At 68.0% G+C, this 17,679-nt stretch carries 17 protein-coding genes and 1 riboswitch; of the genes, 10 read left to right on the top strand and 7 right to left on the bottom strand.

All coding sequences use genetic code 11. The annotated features are described in order from the left end of the window. Positions 1-27 precede the first annotated feature (27 nt). The 5 genes from DMB86_RS16070 to guaB1 all read right to left on the bottom strand — a co-directional run bounded on the left by DMB86_RS16070 (position 28) and on the right by guaB1 (position 4,220). The gene (locus DMB86_RS16070; RefSeq protein ID WP_113718679.1) at positions 28-582 is read right to left on the bottom strand and encodes a flavin reductase family protein; all 555 of its coding nucleotides are present in this window, start codon (positions 580-582) and stop codon (positions 28-30) included. 206 nt (positions 583-788) lie between these two features. After that, positions 789-1,286 carry a redox-sensitive transcriptional activator SoxR gene (gene soxR / locus DMB86_RS16075; RefSeq protein ID WP_335645013.1) on the bottom strand — a complete coding sequence of 166 codons (498 nt, stop codon included), beginning with the start codon at positions 1,284-1,286 and terminating at the stop codon, positions 789-791. Positions 1,287-1,318: 32 nt separating this feature from the next. Next, positions 1,319-1,864 (bottom strand): gluconokinase, encoded by a 546-nt coding sequence (locus tag DMB86_RS16080; RefSeq protein ID WP_113719633.1) that lies wholly within the window; start codon positions 1,862-1,864, stop codon positions 1,319-1,321. Positions 1,865-1,948: 84 nt separating this feature from the next. Then, positions 1,949-2,176: a phage tail protein gene (locus DMB86_RS16085; RefSeq protein ID WP_227878432.1), complete on the bottom strand. Its 228-nt coding sequence runs from the start codon at positions 2,174-2,176 to the stop codon at positions 1,949-1,951. 544 nt (positions 2,177-2,720) lie between these two features. Beyond that, positions 2,721-4,220 carry a GMP reductase gene (guaB1, locus tag DMB86_RS16090; protein WP_113718680.1) on the bottom strand — a complete coding sequence of 500 codons (1,500 nt, stop codon included), beginning with the start codon at positions 4,218-4,220 and terminating at the stop codon, positions 2,721-2,723. 334 nt (positions 4,221-4,554) lie between these two features. Here guaB1 and DMB86_RS16095 point away from each other — a divergent pair, with 334 nt between their 5' ends. The 5 genes from DMB86_RS16095 (at position 4,555) to DMB86_RS16110 (ending at position 10,582) form a co-directional block, all read left to right on the top strand. Further along, the gene (locus DMB86_RS16095) at positions 4,555-8,397 is read left to right on the top strand and encodes a multifunctional oxoglutarate decarboxylase/oxoglutarate dehydrogenase thiamine pyrophosphate-binding subunit/dihydrolipoyllysine-residue succinyltransferase subunit (RefSeq protein ID WP_113718681.1); all 3,843 of its coding nucleotides are present in this window, start codon (positions 4,555-4,557) and stop codon (positions 8,395-8,397) included. 72 nt (positions 8,398-8,469) lie between these two features. Beyond that, the gene (locus tag DMB86_RS16100) at positions 8,470-9,069 is read left to right on the top strand and encodes a GDSL-type esterase/lipase family protein (protein WP_113719634.1); all 600 of its coding nucleotides are present in this window, start codon (positions 8,470-8,472) and stop codon (positions 9,067-9,069) included. A gap of 196 nt (positions 9,070-9,265) precedes the next feature. Then, the gene (locus DMB86_RS21665) at positions 9,266-9,340 is read left to right on the top strand and encodes a 50S ribosomal protein bL37 (protein ID WP_371130803.1); all 75 of its coding nucleotides are present in this window, start codon (positions 9,266-9,268) and stop codon (positions 9,338-9,340) included. 255 nt (positions 9,341-9,595) lie between these two features. Further along, complete coding sequence (locus DMB86_RS16105) at positions 9,596-10,063, top strand: hypothetical protein (protein WP_113718682.1); 468 nt, start codon at positions 9,596-9,598, stop codon at positions 10,061-10,063. 6 nt (positions 10,064-10,069) lie between these two features. Next, the gene (locus DMB86_RS16110) at positions 10,070-10,582 is read left to right on the top strand and encodes a group III truncated hemoglobin (RefSeq protein WP_227878433.1); all 513 of its coding nucleotides are present in this window, start codon (positions 10,070-10,072) and stop codon (positions 10,580-10,582) included. Positions 10,583-10,594: 12 nt separating this feature from the next. Here the strand turns inward: DMB86_RS16110 and rsrA are convergent, their stop codons facing one another. Together rsrA and DMB86_RS16120 are read right to left on the bottom strand one after the other, a co-directional pair. Continuing rightward, on the bottom strand, positions 10,595-10,855 hold the full coding sequence (gene rsrA, locus DMB86_RS16115) for a mycothiol system anti-sigma-R factor (RefSeq protein ID WP_113718684.1): 261 nt from the start codon (positions 10,853-10,855) through the stop codon (positions 10,595-10,597). Positions 10,856-10,857: 2 nt separating this feature from the next. Continuing rightward, entirely contained in the window at positions 10,858-11,628 is a 771-nt protein-coding gene (locus tag DMB86_RS16120) for a sigma-70 family RNA polymerase sigma factor (protein WP_227878434.1), read from the bottom strand. A 178-nt stretch (positions 11,629-11,806) separates the two neighbouring features. On the opposite strand from DMB86_RS16120, the gene DMB86_RS16125 reads away from it, so the two are divergent. The 5 genes from DMB86_RS16125 to DMB86_RS16145 all read left to right on the top strand — a co-directional run bounded on the left by DMB86_RS16125 (position 11,807) and on the right by DMB86_RS16145 (position 17,641). Further along, positions 11,807-12,322 carry a DoxX family protein gene (locus DMB86_RS16125; protein WP_113718685.1) on the top strand — a complete coding sequence of 172 codons (516 nt, stop codon included), beginning with the start codon at positions 11,807-11,809 and terminating at the stop codon, positions 12,320-12,322. A 6-nt stretch (positions 12,323-12,328) separates the two neighbouring features. Beyond that, positions 12,329-13,642: a 3-phosphoshikimate 1-carboxyvinyltransferase gene (gene aroA, locus DMB86_RS16130; RefSeq protein WP_113718686.1), complete on the top strand. Its 1,314-nt coding sequence runs from the start codon at positions 12,329-12,331 to the stop codon at positions 13,640-13,642. Continuing rightward, positions 13,635-14,765 (top strand): ribosome small subunit-dependent GTPase A, encoded by a 1,131-nt coding sequence (rsgA, locus tag DMB86_RS16135; protein ID WP_113718687.1) that lies wholly within the window; start codon positions 13,635-13,637, stop codon positions 14,763-14,765. The genes aroA and rsgA overlap by 8 nt, the downstream gene beginning before the upstream one ends. Positions 14,766-15,076: 311 nt before the next feature. Then, the gene (gene hisN, locus DMB86_RS16140) at positions 15,077-15,892 is read left to right on the top strand and encodes a histidinol-phosphatase (protein WP_113718688.1); all 816 of its coding nucleotides are present in this window, start codon (positions 15,077-15,079) and stop codon (positions 15,890-15,892) included. A gap of 166 nt (positions 15,893-16,058) precedes the next feature. Beyond that, a riboswitch (SAM riboswitch) is annotated at positions 16,059-16,172 on the top strand. Between the two features lie 56 nt (positions 16,173-16,228). Then, entirely contained in the window at positions 16,229-17,641 is a 1,413-nt protein-coding gene (locus DMB86_RS16145; RefSeq protein WP_113718689.1) for an aminotransferase class V-fold PLP-dependent enzyme, read from the top strand. Positions 17,642-17,679: the final 38 nt, after the last annotated feature.

A 17,679-nucleotide genomic window follows, 5' to 3' on the forward strand; every position in this document is an offset into this window, starting at 1 on the left:
CACGGTTCAGCTTCCCGGCAGCACGGTTCAGCTTCCCGGCAGCACGGTGTGGCCGCCGAGACCGTGAAAGGCCCGCCGGTGGTAGACCATGGGATCACCCGGGGCCGGCGGGGCGATGATCTCCACCACGGAGGCTGCCACCAGCAGTGAACCGCCGGCGGGCGTGCGGCTGAGGACGCGGCACCGCAGGGCGTAGCCGGCGTGCCGCAGCAACGGCTCCCCGCTGGGCAACAGTGTCCAGTCCATTGAGCCGGTGAAGCGCTTGGTGGAGGGGTCTGCAAAGGCCCTGGCCAGGCCGAGGTCGCCGGCCGTGAGCAGGTGGACCACCAGGGAATCGGCGGCGGCAATCGCTGCCGCGGAGCCGGACATCTGGGCCAGGGAGAACGCGAGGATGGGCGGCTCGGCGGAAACGGAAGCCACCGACGACGCCGTGATTCCTACCGGTCCGGTGGCAGAGCCCGCGGTGATGACCGAAACCCCTGCCGGATATCCGCCAAACGCGGCCTTGAACCCCGCCACGTCCGAGGGGATGCCCCGGCCTGCAGCTTCCGGGGCCGTCCTGATGTCCGGCTGGGCCGTCATGCCGTGCTCCTCTCGCAATGCTCCCGCCAACGCGGCTGGGCCATGGTCCAGCCTAAAACCTCAACAAAGGTTGAGGTCAAGTTAAGGTCAAATTGTAGACTGTCTGCCAGCTCCGAGTGGCCGAGGATGCCGATATGGATATTTGAGGCCGCTATATCGGCCTCAAATATCCATATCGGCATCCGCTGGGGTACGGCCCGCCCGCGTCAGCCGCCGGTCGGCGCGGCGGAATCGAACGCGCGGGCGCCGGGGCCGCCGCAGGCGCCTTCGTCCTCCGGGTTCACAAAGCCGCATTCGGCCAGCGACAGGCAGCCGCAACCAATGCATCCGCCCAGGCTGCCCCGCAACTGCTGCAGGGCCGCGATGCGGACGTCCAGTTCGCCGCGCCAGTGTTCGGACATCCGCTGCCAGTCATCCCGCGTGGGTACGGCGCCGGCCGGCAATTCGGCAAACGACTCGGCCACAAGGGCCAGTGGGATGCCGGCACGCTGGGCCGCCCGGATGACGGCCACGCGGCGCAGCACGGCCCGGGAATAGCGGCGCTGGTTGCCGGCCGTGCGCCCGCTGCTGATCAGCCCGCGGCGCTCGTAAAAATGCAGTGCTGACACGCTGGCGCCGCTTCGTTCCGCCAGCTGGCCCACGCTCAACTGTTCGCTGGCGTGCGACCCGCTGCCGCCGTCGTCCATCAGGAAGCGTCCATTCAAACAGCGTCCATCAGGCAGCGTCCACGATGGCGCTACTGACCGGCCACGCGCCGGATGCCGGCGACGGTCTCGGCCAGGAGGTCGTTGATGCCGGCCGCGACGTCGATGACGACGCCGCGCTCGTCCTCGCCCAATGGTTCCAGGGTGGCGAGCTGGGATTCCAGGAGCGCGGGCGGCATGAAGTGCCCGGAGCGCCCCTCCAGCCGCGAGCTCAGCACCTCCAGGGAACCGTCCAGATGCAGGAAGATGGTGTCCGGGGCCTTGCCGCGGATGACGTCGCGGTAGCTGCGCTTGAGCGCCGAACAGGCAATGACGATCCCCGAAGCCGTGGTGTCCGCGAGCTCGTTCCCGACAATTTCCAGCCATGGCCAGCGGTCATCGTCGTTGAGCGGGGTGCCGGCGGCCATCTTGTGGATGTTCGCCATCGGGTGCAGGGAGTCGCCGTCCAGGAACGGGATGTCCATGGCGTCGGCCACCAGCGCCCCGATCGTGCTCTTGCCGGATCCAGAGACCCCCATGACGACGACGCGGGTGGCGGCGCGGGGCGCGGCCTGGCCTTCAGTGTGGTGCAGGGGCATGTCCATACTCTCCTGTATACCAAAACCTGGCCCTGGCGGCTGCATCACGCCGCCCGGACCAGGCCCTGACGCCCGTGTGTGACGTCAGAGCCGGGTGTCGAAGAAATCGCAGAACACCTTTTCGTTGAAGGTGCCCTGAAATTCGGAAAGGCCCTGGATCTTCTCCACCGTGGCCCGGATCGCCCCCCGCGTTCCGGCATGTGCGTGGATGGCCGTCTTGACCATGGGCACGGCGATGAGGTGGTTGGGCTGGTTCAGCGAGACAAAGACCGTGGATACCTCGGTGGTGTACCACGGGATTTCCGCGGCCATCGGGGTGGACCACTTGATCCGGATGGCTGCCTCCTTGGCGAAGCCCTTTACGTTCGCGAAGACAAAGGCAAACGTGCGGCGGTGGTCCGCACTGTCCGAAGCCGCGGCGCGGCCCGAAGCGCCGAGCAGGGGCCCGAGAGTACGGCGGCGGTGGTCCCCGGGCGGATCAGGCCGCCAAAGCAGTACGTTCTGCGGCGGTCTGAAACACCGTCACTTGGGCCCGAGAGTACGGCGGCGGTGGTCCCCGGGCGGATCAGGCCGCCAAAGCAGTACGTTCTGTGTGTGCGAGCCCTCCCGTGTCGCCAGATCCGTACGCTCGGCTTCAAGCCCGCGCCGCAGCCGGGCCTCGACCTCTGCGGCGGCGGACCTGGTGTTTCCGTAGGCGGCGTAAAGGAGCCGGTAAGGCCGCCTGCGGCCGTTAGTCGGATAGCCGCCGAGGGAATGCCGGGTCCCCGGCCCCGGCCCCGGCCCCGGCCCCGGCCCCGGCCCCGGCCCCGGCCCGGCCACACGCCACCGGCCACCGGCCACCGGCCACCGGCCGAAGTTACCAGCTTTGCGGCAGCGGGCGGCCTTCCTCGTAACCGGCGGCGGACTGCACTCCTGCCACGGCACGTTCCCGGAATTCCGCCAGCGAGGCCGCGCCGGCGTAGGTGAAGGAGCTGCGCAGGCCTGCCGTGATCATGTCCAGCAGGTCCTCCACGCCCGGGCGCGCGGCGTCCAGGTACATCTTGGAGGTCGAGATACCCTCCTCAAACAGGCCTTTGCGGGCGCGCTCAAAGGCGCGGTCGCCCGAGGTCCGGTTTTGCACGGCCCGTGCCGAAGCCATGCCGAAGCTTTCCTTGTAAAGTCTTCCCCCGGCGTCCACCTGCAGGTCGCCCGGACTCTCGTAGGTGCCGGCGAACCAGGATCCGATCATCACCTGGCTCGCGCCGGCGGCCAGTGCCAGTGCGACGTCGCGCGGATAGCGCACCCCGCCGTCGGCCCACACGTGCGCGCCCACCGCCGCCGCCGCCGCCGAACATTCCAGCACGGCGGAGAACTGGGGACGGCCCACCGCCGTCATCATGCGCGTGGTGCACATGGCGCCGGGACCCACGCCCACCTTGATGATGTCGGCGCCGGCCTCGACCAGGTCGCGGACGCCGTCGGCGCTCACCACGTTCCCGGCGGCCACGGGCACGGACGGCAAGAGGCTGCGGACGGCCCGCAGCGCGTCCAGCATCCTGTTCTGGTGGCCGTGGGCGGTGTCCACCACCAGCGCGTCGACGCCGTAGTCAAGGAGTGCGGCGGCCTTCCCGGCCACGTCACCGTTGATGCCCACCGCCACCCCGACCCGCAGCCGCCCGGCGGCGTCGACGGCGGGCTGGTAAATCGTGGAGCGCAGGGCCCCGGTGCGGGTCAACGCCCCGACCACGCTGCCAGCGCGCAGCACCGGCGCGAAGTCCGTCCCCGCCGTGTCAAGGATGGCGAAGGCGTCGCGCAGGGCGGCTTCCGTGGCCTCGCGGGCCTCGGCTGCGGACAGCGTCCCGGCGTCGGCGCTGGCGCGGATGTCGTCGAAGGGTGCCGCGTCCAACGTGAGCACATTGCTGCGCATCACGGAGCCCAGCGACGCGAACCTGTCGACGCCCTCGCAGTCGGCGCCGCGCACCACGCCGGCAAAGCCGCCGTCCTCGACCACCACCACTGCGTTGTGCGCACGCTTGGGCAGCAGGTGCACAGCGTCCACCACGATGTCCGTGGGAGCCATGAGGAGGGGCGTTTCAAAAAGGGTGTCGCGCATCTTCACCCACTTCGTGACGGCACCCAGGACCTCGAGCGGTATGTCCTGGGGCAGGACGGCCATGCCGCCGCGGCGGGCCACCGTCTCCGCCATGCGCTTGCCGGACACGGCGGTCATGTTGGAGACGACCAGGGGAATGGTGGTGCCGGTGCCGTCGCCGCTGGAGAGGTCCACATCCAGCCGGGAGGTGATCGTGGAACGCGACGGGACCAGGAATACGTCCGAATATGTCAGGTCGGTGGTGGGCTGGGTGAGAAATCGCACGGGCACTCCCAAAAGTGAAGGAAACGTATCAGGCACACGGGCGCGCCGGAAGGAGGTCCGGCCGCCAGAGAGCAGTCTAGCCATCTAAAAAACGGGCCGTCCGCCAAATCGTCGCGAAAATCACACAAGGCAGGGACGCGCCGCCGCCAAGATTGGCCTGCACGCGGATTTGATCACTAGACTTACAGGCGGCAAGGGTTTTGAACAAACCCATCCATCGATCAAATAGGTCCTGCGGTTTGTGCACCGCGTGAACCCGCTCCGGCGGGCGCATCCGCTCCGTGCGGCCTATGCACAGCGGGCAACCAAAACTCATGGAAGAGGCGTAATACACGTGCCAGAGCAATCCATCCACCGTCTACCCGAGGAATTTGGCGGAAACGAGTGGCTCGTCGATGAGCTTTACGAGCGGTACCAGGCGGACAAGAACTCTGTGGACACGAAGTGGTGGCCGCTCTTTAAGTCGTTCGACGCCGAGGAATCCGCCACGAACGGACGCCACACGGCCGCGAATTCAACCCCGATAACGGCGCAGATCCCCGTGGTGCCCGCGGCTCAGCCGCCGTCTGCGCCCGCAGCGTCTGTCCAGGCTCCCGCCGCGCCGGCCAAGGCACCGTCCGCACCGTCGCAGGGCACGACGCCGGATGCCGCCGCTGCGGCCGCGGCACCTCCCGCCGCGCCGGCCAAGGCACCGTCCGCACCGCGTCCGCCGGCCCCGGCCAAGGATGCCGCGCGCACCGGCGTCACGCCCATCCCGGCCCAGCTGCCCAAGACGGCCCGGGACACCTCGGTCCCGGACGAGGCCGTCAACACCGTGCTGCGCGGACCGGCCAAGGCCATCGCCACGAACATGATCACCAGCCTGGAGGTGCCCACCGCCACCAGCGTGCGCGCCATCCCCGCCAAGCTGCTCATTGACAACCGCACGGTCATCAACTCCAACCTGGCCCGTGCCCGCGGCGGCAAGGTTTCCTTCACCCACCTGATCGGCTACGCCGTCATCCGGGCGCTGAGCCAGTTCCCGTCCATGAACGTCTACTACGACGTGGTGGACGGCAAGCCCGTGGCCGTCCAGCCCCCGCACGTGAACTTCGGCATCGCCATCGACATGCCCAAGCCGGACGGCACCCGCCTGCTCATGGTGCCCAACATCAAGAAGGCCGAGACCCTCAGCTTTGCCGAGTTCTGGCACACCTATGAGGACCTGATCAAGCGCGCCCGCGCCGGCAAGCTCACCGCCGACGACCACGCCGGCACCACCGTCTCGCTGACCAACCCCGGCGGCATCGGCACCGTGCACTCCGTGCCCCGCCTCTCCAAGGGCCAGGCCGCCATCATCGGCGTCGGCTCCCTGGACTACCCGGCCGAGTTCCAAGGCGCCAGCGCCAAGATCATCGCCCAGAACGCCGTCTCCAAGATCCTGACCCTGACGTCCACCTACGACCACCGCGTCATCCAGGGCGCCGGCTCCGGCGAGTTCCTCAAGAAGATCCACCAGCTGCTGCTCGGTGCCGAGAACTTCTACGACGACATCTTTGAAGACCTGCGCATCCCCTACGAACCCATCCGCTGGAGCCTTGACCTGCAGGTCGATCCGGCCGACGAGATCAACAAGGTTGCCCGGATCCAGCAGCTGATCCACTCCTACCGTGTGCGCGGCCACCTCATGGCGGACACCGACCCGCTCGAATTCCGCCAGCGCAAGCACCCCGACCTGGACGTGCTCACGTATGGACTGACCCTGTGGGACCTGGACCGCGAGTGGCCCACCGGCGGCTTCGGCGGCAAGCCCAAGCTGCTGCTGCGCGACATCCTCGGAGTGCTGCGCGATGCCTACTGCCGCACCACGGGCATCGAATACATGCACATCCAGGAACCCGAGCAGCGCAAGTGGTTCCAGGACGAACTGGAGCACCCCTACTCCAAGCCGAGCCGCGAAGAGCAACTGCGCATCGTCTCCAAGCTGAACTCGGCCGAGGCGTTTGAGACGTTCCTGCAGACCAAGTTCGTCGGCCAGAAGCGCTTCTCCCTGGAGGGCGGCGAATCCCTGATTCCGCTGCTGGACTCCATCATTTCCGACGCGGCGGACGACGGCCTGGACGAGGTCGCCATCGGCATGGCCCACCGCGGCCGGCTGAACGTGCTGACCAACATCGCCGGCAAGACGTATGCCCAGGTGTTCCGCGAGTTTGAGGGCACCCTGGACTCCCGCAGCGTGCAGGGGTCCGGCGACGTGAAGTACCACCTCGGCACCGAGGGCACGTTCACCTCCGACGCCGGCAACGAAACCAAGGTCTACCTCGCGGCCAACCCGTCGCACCTGGAGGCCGTGGACTCCGTGCTTGAGGGCATTGTCCGGGCCAAGCAGGACCGTCTGGACCAGGGCGAGAACTTCCCCGTCCTGCCGATCATGGTCCACGGCGACGCGGCGTTTGCCGGCCAGGGCGTGGTGGCTGAAACACTGAACCTCTCCCAGCTTCGCGGCTACCGCACCGGCGGCACCATCCACGTGGTGGTGAACAACCAGGTGGGCTTCACCACGGCGCCGTCGTCCTCGCGCTCCTCGGTGTACTCCACCGATGTGGCCAAGATGATCCAGGCCCCCATCTTCCACGTCAACGGCGACGACCCCGAAGCGGTGGTCCGCGTGGCCGAGCTGGCCTACCAGTTCCAGCAGCGCTTCCGCAAGGACGTTGTCATCGACATGGTCTGCTACCGCCGCCGCGGCCACAATGAGGGCGACGACCCCTCAATGACGCAGCCGCTCATGTACAACCTGATCGAGGCCAAGCGTTCCGTGCGCCGCCTCTACACCGAGGCCCTGATCGGCCGCGGCGACATCACCGAGGACGAAGCCTCCCAGCTGCTCCGCGACTACCAGGAACGCCTGGAGCGCGTCTTTGCCGAGACCCATGCGGCCCAGACCTCGCCCATCCCGATCATCACCAAGGACTCCCACGCGGTGTCCGACCTGGAGCGCCCCACGGCGCAGCAGGCCGACGCCGGCGTCAACGACCCCAAGAACACGGCGATCAGCGCGGACATGCTGGCGCGCATCGGTGCCATCCACACCGCGGTTCCGGAGGGCTTCACCGTCCACCAGAAGCTGAAGTCGCTCCTGCAGAAGCGCGAGGCAATGTCCCGCGAAGGCGGCATTGACTGGGGCTTTGGCGAACTCGCTGCGTTTGGCTCGCTGCTCGTTGAAGGCGTGCCTATCCGCATGGCCGGCCAGGACACCCGGCGCGGCACCTTTGTGCAGCGCCACGCCGTGTTCCACGACCGCTCCAACGGCCAGGTCTGGACCCCGATTGCCGGCCTCAGCGAGGACCAGGCCAAGCTGTGGATCTATGACTCCCTGCTGAGTGAATACGCGGCCATGGGCTTTGAATACGGTTACTCGGTGGAGCGCCCGGACGCCCTGGTCATCTGGGAAGCCCAGTTCGGCGATTTTGCCAACGGCGCCCAGACCATCATGGACGAGTTCATCTCCTCCGCCGAGCAGAAATGGGGCCAGCGCTCCTCCCTGGTGCTGATGCTGCCGCACGGCTACGAGGGGCAGGGCCCGGACCACTCCTCGGCCCGGATCGAGCGCTACCTGCAGATGTGTGCCGAGCAGAACATGGTGGTTGCCAACCCGACCACGCCGGCGTCGCATTTCCACCTGTTGCGCCGCCAGGCCTACAGCCGCCCCCGCAAGCCGCTGGTCATCTTTACGCCCAAGCAGCTGCTGCGCCTGAAGGCCGCCGCGTCCTCCGTGAAGGACTTCACCGCCGGCGGCTTCCGCCCGGTCATCGGCGACCACGCCACACTGGACGCGAACGCCGTCGACCGGGTCCTGCTGGTGTCCGGCCGCCTGTACTACGACCTCCTTGCCGCCCGTGACAAGGCCGGCGACACGAAGACGGCCATCGTCCGCGTGGAGCAGCTGTACCCGCTTCCCGAGACGGAGATCAAGGCTGAACTGGCCAAGTACCCGAACGCGGACGTCGTGTGGGCACAGGATGAGCCGGCCAACCAGGGTCCCTGGCCGTTCATGGCGCTGAATCTGGCGCCCGTGCTCGAGAAGAAGCTGGCCCTGGTTTCCCGCCGGGCCTCGGCGGCAACGTCCACCGGTTCGGCGAAGATGCACGCCGTGGAGCAGACACTGCTGCTCAAGCAAGCCTTCGAACGCAACTAGGCGTTGAAAGATGCCCGGTCTGCCCGACAGGCCGGGCATCCTTCATTTGATGTGAAAAACGAAAGGGGCACCGTGGACAAGCGGGAGCTGCGAATTGTGGCCATCGGCGACGAGCTGGTGGCAGGGGTCGGCGATCCGCGGGCGCTGGGTTGGCTGGGCCGCGTCCTCGCCCGGACACCCCGGGAGAATGTTTCGGTGGAGCCGTTTGTGCTTGCCACCCCGCACGAGGGCACGGAGGCCCTGGCCGGTCGCTGGCTGCAGGAGGCCGGACGGCGCTTTGACGACTTCCACGAGAACCGGCTGGTCGTCGGCCTGTCCGGGCGGGACATCGAGTTTGGCCTGACGACGGCGCGCAGCCGGCTGAACCTGGCCAACATCCTCGACGGCGCCACGCAGCTGAACATTCCGGTGTTCGTGGTGGGTCCTCCCCCGTCGCTGGACCCGGCGCTGAACCGCAAGCTGGCAGAGCTGAACACGGCCTTTGCCGACGTCACCACGCGCCGCAAGCACCATTACGTGGACACGTTCTCGCCCCTGCAGAACCATGAGCAGTGGCGCAACGACGTCGCCGCGAACGCCGGTTCGCCGGGCCAGGCAGGCTACGGGCTGATGGCCTGGCTGGTGCTGCACCGCGGCTGGTACCAATGGCTGGACCTCCCCGAGTCATCCTGACCCTCCGCCCCCCGCCGCAACTGGCCCGCAATAGATGTCGAAAAACGCCTCGAAAGCGCGATTTTTCGACAACTATTGCGGGCTACTTTTATACTTTCGCGGCCGCCCGGGCCGTTCGGTTAGGTTCGTCGCCGCCCCCTATGGGAGACTAGAGGGCAGATCTCATTCGGATCATTGTGAAAGATTGGAGGCAGCTATGTCAAAGCGTTCACGCAAGCGTCGGGACCGTAAGAATGGCGGCGCAAACCACGGTAAGCGCCCCAACACCTAAGTCTTGACAGACCCAAACAAGGGCCCGTCCCGCCTTCTTGGCGGGGCGGGCCCTTGCGTTGCCCGCCCGGGATGCGCTGTTGTGCGCAACGGGCGGCCTGGCCGATGCGCATGAAACCGTTGCGCGCACGGCTGGTTTTCAGCACGACGCAGACCAGGACGCCGGCCGTTATGGTCATTAAATACGGAAACAACCGGGTCTATTGATACGCTAGAGCCATCCGCACTCCGAACATCAAGACAAGAAAGCCGTTCCATGCCCGCCGTCGTACTGCTCACCATGCTCCCGTTCACCTGGTTCGGCATGGTGCTCGCGATTTCCTTCCTTGAAACACCCCTGAAGTTCCGGGCCCCCGGCATGACCCACGCCCTCGGCGTCGGAATTGGCCGGCTCGTCTTCAAGGCGCTCAACTCGGTCGAGGCCGTCCTGGCCGGGTTGGTCATCCTGGCCTGGCTCCTGGCCCCGGCTGCCATCAGCGCCGCCACAGGCACGCTGTTGGTGCTGGCCATCGCGGCCCTGGCCCTGCAGATGCTCATCCTGCGCCCCGCCATGGCCAGGCGCACCCGGGCGCTGTCCCTGACGGCCCTCACGCACGACGGCGGAACGGCCGTCAAGGCGAAGGTCGCCACCTCCACCCACATCGCCTACATAACGTCGGAAGGACTGAAGGTGCTTGCCCTGCCTGTTGCCGGCATCCTCATTGTCCTCGGCGTGGCGGGCTAGGCCGTCGTGGACACCACGCGGACTGCGCGCCAACACGTGAACTCCGGAAGGACGGCGTCGAACTTAAACTCCTACACGCCCGCGGCACCGCCAAGCGTGGCGCGGGCTGACATTACGGGGCGCGAAGACATCCTGCACCTGGTCGAGACCTTTTACACCCGGGCCTTCGCCGATGAACTGATCGGCCCCATCTTCACCGAGGTGGTCCACATGGACCTGGCGCGGCACATGCCCATCATGGCCGACTTCTGGCAGACGGTGCTTTTCAAGGCCGGCCTCTACAGCCGCAACGCGCTGGCCATCCACTTCAACATCAACGCCAAGGCGCCGCTCGGACTGGAGCACTTCAACCGTTGGCTGCAGCTGTGGACGAACACTGTGGACGAGCTCTTCAGCGGCGAAAAGGCGGAAATGGCAAAAGTCCAGGCCCACCTCATCGCGGGTTCGCTTCATCGCCGGGTGACCGGCCGTCCGGCAAGCCAGTACAGCACCATCAGCATGCGGCGACCGGAAGGCTAGAGGTCCGCTGGCCTAGACTTCGGCGGGATGGCCTTCGTGGAGCCGGGCCAGGATGGCGGCCTTGAGGGTCTCGGGAGCGGCCTCCTTGCAGGAGCGCTTCACCACGGAGCGGATCACGCACTCGAGGTCGTACTCATGGGCGCAGTCGGTGCACCCGTCCAGGTGGTCCTTGATCTCCACAAGGTCCTCACGCGACAGCGCGCCGTCGAGGTATTCGTAAATCCGGGCAATACGTTTGTCGTCGCAGTCACCCAGGCTCTGGCAGTCGCCCATGGCTATTTCTCCGTTTCCTTAAGTTCATTCCCGGCTCCCTTGAGATAGCCGCGATCCACTGCATAGTCCGAAAGCATGTCCCGCAACAGCTTCCTCCCCCGGTGCAGGCGTGACATCACGGTGCCGATGGGGGTGTTCATGATTTCTGATATTTCCTTGTACGCAAAGCCTTCGACATCGGCAAAGTAAACCGCCAGACGGAACTCCTCCGGGATGGCCTGCAACGCACTTTTCACGTCCGAATCCGGCAGGTGGTCCAGCGCATCGGCCTCGGCGGAGCGCAGCCCGCGGGAGGTGTGCGACTCCGCCCGCGCCAACTGCCAGTCCTCGATCTGGTCCGCGTTGGACTGCAGCGGCTCACGCTGGCGCTTGCGGTAGAGGTTGATGTACGTGTTGGTCAGGATCCGGTACAGCCAGGCCTTGAGGTTGGTTCCGGGCTTGTATTGGTGGAACGCGGAAAAAGCCTTCGTGTACGCCTCCTGGACCAGGTCCTCGGCGTCGCTGGGGTTGCGGGCCATGCGCATGGCCGCCGAGTACAGCTGGTCCACATACTGCATGGCGTCCCGCTCAAACCGTGCGCGGCGGGCTTCCACAGTTTCGGTGGCAACATCCACCCCGGCTTTGTCGGTGTTTTCCGCCGGCGCCGCAATGTTACCCGCCGGCGCGGCAATCTTTTCCGCCGTGCCGGCGGTGCTGGGCCATGCAGCGGTGTTGTGGGCTTGCTCAGGCTCGGAAATGTTCATCACAGACGAGTCTACTGTCAGTGTCTGCATTGCCGCCTTTCGCCAAATCTGTTAGGACGGACCGCCCTGCCATACCAATGCAAACCCGGACCCCGCGCAGTATATTCCGCAAACTTGGCGCCGAGGTGCGAGACTTGATGAAGCAAAAGCGCCCGGTCCGGCGGCAGCAGCGTGGGACGGGGCATACGGCACACAACAGGAGGCCACCTTGACCATCGTTCGCGTACTCGCCCGCCCCATGCTCGCCTCGTCGTTCATCCTGTCCGGGCTTGACAGCCTGCGGAACGCGGACAGGACCGCCCAGCAGCTCGGCCCCGTGCTGGGCCGCGTCTCGGCCGCCCTGCCCGTCGACACCAACGAGAAAACACTCGCCCGTGCCGTCGCCGGGGCCCAGGTGGGCGCCGGCGTCCTGCTGGCCACCGGCAAGTTTTCCCGCGCTGCGGCACTGCTGCTGACCCTCACCGCAGGACTGACCACCTTTGTGGAGTACCGCAGCGCCAGCTCCGACACCAAGGAGGCCAAGGCGCACCGCCGCAGCCAGCTGGCCAAGAACATCGGGCTCCTGGGCGGCGCCCTGCTGGCCAGCGTGGATACGGCCGGCCGGCCGGGCCTGGCCTGGCGTGCCGAAAAAATGTTTGAATCCGGCCGGAAGACCACCAGCAGGCAGCTGAAGGCGGCAGACAAGAACGTCCGCGCGCTCGCCCACGACGTGACGGGACAATAGCCCCCCATGACCGAACCTTGGCCCGCGCCGTTTTCCGCAGCACCCCTGGACGCCACAGTCACCATCCCGGCCTCCAAGTCGCTGACCAATAGATATCTGGTCCTGGGCGCACTCGCTGAGGGCCCGTCCCGGCTGCGGGCGCCGCTGCAGTCCCGCGACTCGGACCTCATGGTTGATGCGCTGCGCGCCCTCGGTGCCGGGATCGACGAGGTGCCCGGGGCCGGTTCCGTGCCGGATCTGGTGGTTACTCCCATTCCCGCCGGCCACGCCGCCGACGCCGCGGTCGACTGCGGCCTGGCGGGGACCGTCATGCGCTTTGTGCCGCCCCTGGCCGCGCTGCTCCGGGGGGCCGTGACGTTCGACGGCGATCCCGCCGCCCGCGTGCGGCCGATGGCCCCGGTGCTGGCTGCGCTCCGGGGCCTGGGCGTCAGCGTGGAGGGAGGCGGGGACGGCTTCATGCCGTTTACGGTCCACGGCACCGGAACTGTCTCCGGCGGCCATGTGGCCGTCGACGCCGGCGGTTCCTCACAGTTCATCTCCGCGATCCTGCTGGTCGCAGCACGCTTCGAGGGCGGGCTCCATCTGGAACACAGCGGGAGCTCGGTGCCCAGCGTCGACCACATTTCCATGACGGTTGAGGTGCTGCGCTCCCTGGGCGTCACGGTGGACAATTCCGTCCCCAACCACTGGAAGGTGCAACCGGGTCCCATTGCGGCGTTTGATGTGCAGCTGGAACAGGACCTCTCAAACGCCGGGCCCTTCCTGGCGGCGGCCCTGGCCACGCGCGGCACCGTCCGCATCCCGGACTGGCCGCTGGACACGACCCAGGTGGGCGACAAGTGGCGCCAGATCCTGCCACAGCTCGGCGCCACGGTGACGTTGGAGGGCGGCCTGCTCACGGTGACCGGCGGGCCCGAGATCCTCGGCGCGGACCTCGCGGACACCAGTGAGCTGGCACCGTCCGTCGCGGCCCTTTGTGCCCTGGCAACCGGCCCGTCCCGCCTCCGCGGGATCGCACACCTGCGCGGCCACGAAACCGACCGCCTCGCCGCGCTGGTGGCCGAGATCAACGCACTGGGCGGGGACGCCGTCGAAACGGAGGACGGGCTTGCCATCAACCCCGCCCCGCTGCACGGCGGGCTGTTCCACAGCTACGAGGACCACCGCATGGCCACGGCAGGCGCCATCATCGGACTGGCCGTGCCCGGCGTCGAGGTTGAAAACATTGCCACCACGGCCAAGACCATGCCGGCATTTCCGCAAATGTGGGCGGACATGGCCGCCCAGACGGCGGCGGCGGGGATCCCCGGGCGTGGCTAAGGACTACAGCAACTGGGACGAAACCGATGTCCGCGTCCGCGCCAACAAAAAAGGCAGCCGGCCACGCACCAAGGACCGCCCCGCCCACGTAGACGCCGTCATTGGCCGCATCACCACGGTGGACCGCGGCCGCTACACCGCCATCGTGGACGAGGACCTGCCCACAGAACGCGTGGTGGTCGCCGCGCGCGCCCGGGAGCTGCGCCGCTCCCCCGTCGTGGCCGGCGACTTCGTGGCGCTGGTGGGCGACGCCTCCGGAAAGCCGGACACCTTGGCACGCCTGGTCCGGGTAGAGGAACGCCGCACCCTGCTGCGGCGCAGTGCCGACGACACGGACCCCGTTGAACGCGTGGTGGTGGCCAACGCCGACCAGCTCGTGATCGTGGTCGCGGCAGCCAACCCGGAACCGCGCACCGGCTTCATCGACCGCGCCCTGGTGGCCGCCTACGATTCCGGCATTGCGCCGATCCTCCTGATCACCAAGGCGGACATCAAGGACCCCGCCGAGCTGCTGGCCAACTACCGGCACCTGGACATGACAGTAATCATCAGCCGCACCGCCGCCCCGGGCGCGGCCGACGCCGCCTCAGCCGTCGACGCACGCAGCGACGACGGCGACTCCGCCCTCCTGGCCGGCGGCGCCGTCGAACAACTCCACCACCACCTGGACGGCAAGGTCAGCGTGCTGGTGGGGCACTCCGGCGTCGGCAAGTCCACCATGGTCAACGCACTCACGGGTTCCCAGCGGGCCACCGGCGGCGTCAACGCGGTCACGGGGCGGGGCCGCCACACCTCGTCCTCGGCCCTCGCGTTGCGGCTGCAGGACGGGGAGGCGGGCTCGTGGATCATCGACACCCCCGGCATCCGTTCCTTCGGCCTGGCCCACGTGGACCCGAACCGGATCCTGCACGCGTTCCCCGACCTGCAACCCGGCACCGACGACTGCGAACGCGGTTGCAAACACGACTCCTCGGCCGTCAATTGCGGCTTGGACCCGTGGGTTGCCGGTGGCCATGCCGGCGGCGCGGGCCCGGCCCGGCTGGCGTCCCTGCGGCGCCTGCTGGGCACCAGCAGCCGCACCGAAGGCCGCGCCGAGGCCAAGGAGCTCGGCAACAACGACTGACAGCATCCCCGGGCGATCGGATCGGAATCGGCGGTGCAGCTTCTGCGGGCCCAGGCTGCTGTGCCCAATCGGCGGTGCAGCTCCTGCGACCTGGGCGTCCCGCAACCCGCATTACCTGCACCATCAATCCCGTTCCCGGCCCACAGCCCGCATTACCTGCACTATCAATCCCGTTCCCGGCCCACAGCCCGCATTACCTGCACCATCAATCCCGCACCATCAATCCCGTTCCCGGCCCACAGCCGACCGCCGCCAGCACGAGGACCCCATGGTCCCGCATATCCGGCCAATTTACCGATACGGTGAGGGACATGACTGTCCAACCCCAGACGTACAACGACGACCTCCGCCTGGCACACGTTTTGGCCGACACCGTCGACTCCCTGACGATGTCGCGCTTCAAGGCCCTTGACCTGCAGATTGAGACGAAGCCGGACCTGACGCCGGTCACGGACGCGGACAAGACGGCAGAGGAATCGATCCGCAGTCAGTTGTCCCGGGTGCGCCCCCGCGATGCCGTGCTGGGCGAGGAGTTCGGCAGCAGCGGCCATGGCTCACGCCGGTGGATCATCGATCCCATTGACGGGACGAAGAACTTTGTCCGCGGCGTGCCTGTCTGGGCCACGCTGATCGCGCTGGTGGACGAGGGCCGGCCCGTGGTGGGCGTGGTCAGCGCGCCGGCACTGGGCAAGCGCTGGTGGGCGGCCGAGGGCACCGGCGCCTATACAGGCAAGTCGCTGGCCTCCGCCACCCGCATCCGCGTCTCCAACGTCTCGGAACTTGCCGACGCCTCACTGTCCTATTCCTCGCTGACGGGCTGGGCGGACCGCGGCAACCGGGACGAGTTCCTGGCCCTGACGGACGAGGTCTGGCGTACGCGCGCCTACGGCGACTTCTGGTCGTACTGCCTCGTCGCGGAGGGCTCAGTGGACATCGCCTGCGAACCGGAGCTGAACCTGTACGACATGGCCGCCCTGGTGCCGATCGTCACGGAAGCCGGCGGCCGCTTCACCTCCCTGGACGGCGTGGACGGCCCGTTCGGCGGCAACGCCCTGGCCACCAACTCCATCCTGCACGCCGAGGTCCTGCGCCGCCTGAATCCCGGCTGGGACGACCTCCTCTCCTAAGCGGGACAGGTCCCCGCCGGGGTTGAAGCACGGGCGCGTTAAGTGCGACGGCGGCACCGCCGTCGCGCTTAATTCTCACCCTCGCGCTTGGGGCCGGGCCTCAGGGAGGCGGCATGTGTCGTAACAAATGCGCACGACGCCGCGGTGGGCTAGCCTTTTGGGCATAGGTCACGAGTGCCAGCGCTAAACCCCGGTTTGCTGGCCGGCAACCCTCCTTTCGCGGCGGGGTGCCCCGGGTGACGACCTGGCCGGGCCGGAGCGGTCTTGGCAAGCGCGGACTTTTGACGTTCCCTGCGGCTTCGCCGGAGCGTCAGGTCCTTCCCAAGGGAGCCTCCCATGAGTTCTGCAATCCTCGAAAAAGCACGCCTTTCCGACACGCCCCTGCTGCCCGTGGTGGGCCGCGACCTCGCTGCCCCGCTGATCCAGGGCGGCAGCACACGCTACGTGAACCTTGACTATGCGGCGTCCGCCCCGGCCGTGGAGGAAGTGGCCGCACACCTGTCCGAGGTGCTCCCGTACTACGCCAGCGTTCACCGCGGGGCGGGCTTCGCCTCGCAGGTCAGTACCTCCCTGTACGAAAACGCCCGGCACGCCGTGGCGGACTTTGTGGGCGCCCGGACGGACGACGCCGTCGTTTTTACCCGCAACACCACCGACTCCCTGAACCTGCTGGCCGGCTGCGTGGAGTCGCTGCTGGCGGAGCGCGGCCGCACCGCCGGCACGTCCCACGGACACGGGGAGGTCCTCTACCTGGACATCGAACACCATGCCAACCTGCTGCCGTGGCAGGCGCTGCCCCACCGGTCGGTGGTGGCCGGGCACAGCGTCGCGTCGACCCTGCACCGGGTGGAGACCCAGCTGCGCGCAGGCAACGTGGTGCTGCTGGCCGTCACCGGCGCCTCCAATGTCACGGGCGAGGTGCTGCCCATTGCCGAGCTGGCGTCGCTGGCCCACAGGCACGGCGCCCGGATTGTGGTCGACGCCGCCCAGCTGGCCCCGCACCGGCGCCTCCACATTGCCCGCGACGGCATCGACTACGTGGCCTTCTCCGGCCACAAGCTTTACGCTCCGTTTGGTGCCGGCGTGTTGGTGGGGCGCCCGGACTGGCTCGACGACGGCCGCCCGCACCTGGCCGGCGGGGGCGCCGTGAAGGACGTGCGGCTGGAATCCGTGCGCTGGACAAAGGGCCCGGCCCGCCACGAGGCCGGCTCGCCCAACGTCCTTGGCGCGGCGACGCTGGCCAAGGCCACGCAGGTCCTGGCCGCCCTGGACCCCGACGAGTGGCACGCGCATGAGCAGGAGCTGCGCGCCCGCCTGGTGGCCGGGCTGGAAGCGCTGCCCGGCGTCACCGTCCACCAGCTGTTTTCCGATTCCGCGAGCCACCCCCGCTGCGGCACCATCGGCGTGGTGAACTTTTCCGTGCAAGGGTACGACGCCGGACTGGCCGCCGCCTATCTCTCCGCCGAACACGGCGTGGGCGTGCGGGACGGCAGGTTCTGCGCGCATCCGCTGCTGCGCCGGCTGGGTCTGGCCTCGGGCTCGCTGCGTGCCAGCTTCGGCGTGGGCTCGCGGCGTGAGGACGCCGACCGCCTGGTCAGCGGCGTGGCAGCCCTGGTCAACGAGGGCCTCGGCTGGGACTACGTGGTGGACGCGGGCCGCTGGGTGCCCGCCAACGACTCCCGCGGTTACCCCGAATGGGCGCCCAACACCCCGGGCACGGCCGGCGCGGCCCCCTGCTCCACCGACTGACGCCATGGCGGGCGGCGGGGGTAGAGTGGAGCGGCGAA

This window comes from Arthrobacter dokdonellae (genome assembly GCF_003268655.1).
GTDB lineage: Bacteria > Actinomycetota > Actinomycetes > Actinomycetales > Micrococcaceae > Specibacter > Specibacter dokdonellae.

Bases quoted from the DNA above. Each gene is read 5' to 3' on its own strand.
- DMB86_RS16105 (WP_113718682.1), top strand. From the start codon at position 9,596: ATGCCCGCCGTCGTACTGCTCACCATGCTCCCGTTCACCTGGTTCGGC.
- DMB86_RS16070 (WP_113718679.1), bottom strand. From the start codon at position 582: ATGACGGCCCAGCCGGACATCAGGACGGCCCCGGAAGCTGCAGGCCGG.
- DMB86_RS16085 (WP_227878432.1), bottom strand. From the start codon at position 2,176: ATGGCCGCGGAAATCCCGTGGTACACCACCGAGGTATCCACGGTCTTT.
- hisN (WP_113718688.1), top strand. From the start codon at position 15,077: ATGACTGTCCAACCCCAGACGTACAACGACGACCTCCGCCTGGCACAC.
- DMB86_RS16120 (WP_227878434.1), bottom strand. From the start codon at position 11,628: ATGCAGACACTGACAGTAGACTCGTCTGTGATGAACATTTCCGAGCCT.
- aroA (WP_113718686.1), top strand. From the start codon at position 12,329: ATGACCGAACCTTGGCCCGCGCCGTTTTCCGCAGCACCCCTGGACGCC.
- DMB86_RS16145 (WP_113718689.1), top strand. From the start codon at position 16,229: ATGAGTTCTGCAATCCTCGAAAAAGCACGCCTTTCCGACACGCCCCTG.
- rsrA (WP_113718684.1), bottom strand. From the start codon at position 10,855: ATGGGCGACTGCCAGAGCCTGGGTGACTGCGACGACAAACGTATTGCC.
- DMB86_RS16080 (WP_113719633.1), bottom strand. From the start codon at position 1,864: ATGCCCCTGCACCACACTGAAGGCCAGGCCGCGCCCCGCGCCGCCACC.